General features: G+C 37.3%; 2 protein-coding genes and 1 pseudogene. All 3 read left to right on the top strand.

Features of this window, described 5'->3' with window-relative positions:
* On the top strand, positions 1 to 326 hold a 326-nt coding region (locus AAA939_RS15220), incomplete at its 5' end, for a DDE-type integrase/transposase/recombinase (RefSeq protein WP_338231120.1).
* A 167-nt stretch (positions 327 to 493) separates the two neighbouring features.
* Positions 494 to 772, top strand: coding sequence for a plasmid mobilization protein (locus tag AAA939_RS15225; protein ID WP_003625288.1), 279 nt, complete (start codon positions 494 to 496; stop codon positions 770 to 772).
* A pseudogene (locus AAA939_RS15230) lies at positions 762 to 908 on the top strand (type II toxin-antitoxin system YafQ family toxin); the annotation flags it as partial. The gene AAA939_RS15225 and the pseudogene AAA939_RS15230, both read left to right, overlap by 11 nt.
* Positions 909 to 1,035: the final 127 nt, after the last annotated feature.

Consider the following 1,035-nt stretch of genomic DNA (forward strand, 5'->3'; position numbering starts at 1 on the left):
TGACCTATATTCAAACGAAGCGTAATGGCTGGTGTTACTTATCAACCATCATGGACCTGCACTCACGACGGATTATCGGCTATTCGTTCTCAAAAAAGATGGCTACTGATTTAGTCTTAAAGACCCTTGAAAGCGCGGTTAAAAATCGAACCATTACTGGGGACCTGATTATCCATACGGATTTAGGATCACAGTATACCAGCGATGATTACAATCAACGTTTAACTGAGCTACATATCCGCCACTCATACAGCCGTAAGGGTTGTCCGTATGATAATGCGCCAATGGAATCCTTTCACGCTTCCCTCAAAAAGGAATGGATGTAAGCTGATTCCTGAGACAGCTTCTAAGAACGTTTGAATCTTTGATGGGTAAGACAACTTGTTGCATAAGCTGTTAGTTCCTTTACTTTAAAATTAATTTAGTTGCAGAAAACCTAAAAATCGAATATTATAATGTAGTACGATGGTAAACTTAAAGGAGGCGGATTAGAATGAGTAATACTATTATTAAAAACAAGACAATTTCAACTCGTGTAACACCTGACATTAGTGAACGGGCTAAAGCTAATCTAGCAAAACAAGGGCTAACCGTTTCTGAGTATATACGCTTATCGTTAGTTAAAGCGGCCAATAATGAAGTTCGATTAGTCAGCTTTTTAGATTCTCCGGAAGCCTTAGCCGCTAAAAAAGAAGCAGAAACAGGGCAGGTCAAAAACATTGGTTCATTGACTGACTTTGAAGATTGGATCGATAAGTTAGATGCAAATTAAACAGACCAAATCTTTTGAACGTGAATTAAAAAAACTAGTCAAAAAACATTTCCCAATAACTGTCTTGAAGCCTTGTTTAGAAGCAATTGTTGAACAAGATGTACTTGTTTTGAAACAGATTAAAGATCATGCATTAGGTAGATTGTAAAATTAATCCGAACGCTGTTCGGACAAAAAAGATCAGCTTCCTTTAAAATGGTGTTTACCACAAACCCATCTTTTAGGAGCTGATCTTTTGTCTAGTATAACCTATTCCGAACGAA

It is taken from the genome of Lactiplantibacillus paraxiangfangensis (assembly GCF_036246185.1).
Classification (GTDB): domain Bacteria; phylum Bacillota; class Bacilli; order Lactobacillales; family Lactobacillaceae; genus Lactiplantibacillus; species Lactiplantibacillus paraxiangfangensis.

Coding starts and splice junctions, on each gene's coding strand:
- AAA939_RS15225 (WP_003625288.1), top strand. CDS start 494: ATGAGTAATACTATTATTAAAAACAAGACAATTTCAACTCGTGTAACA.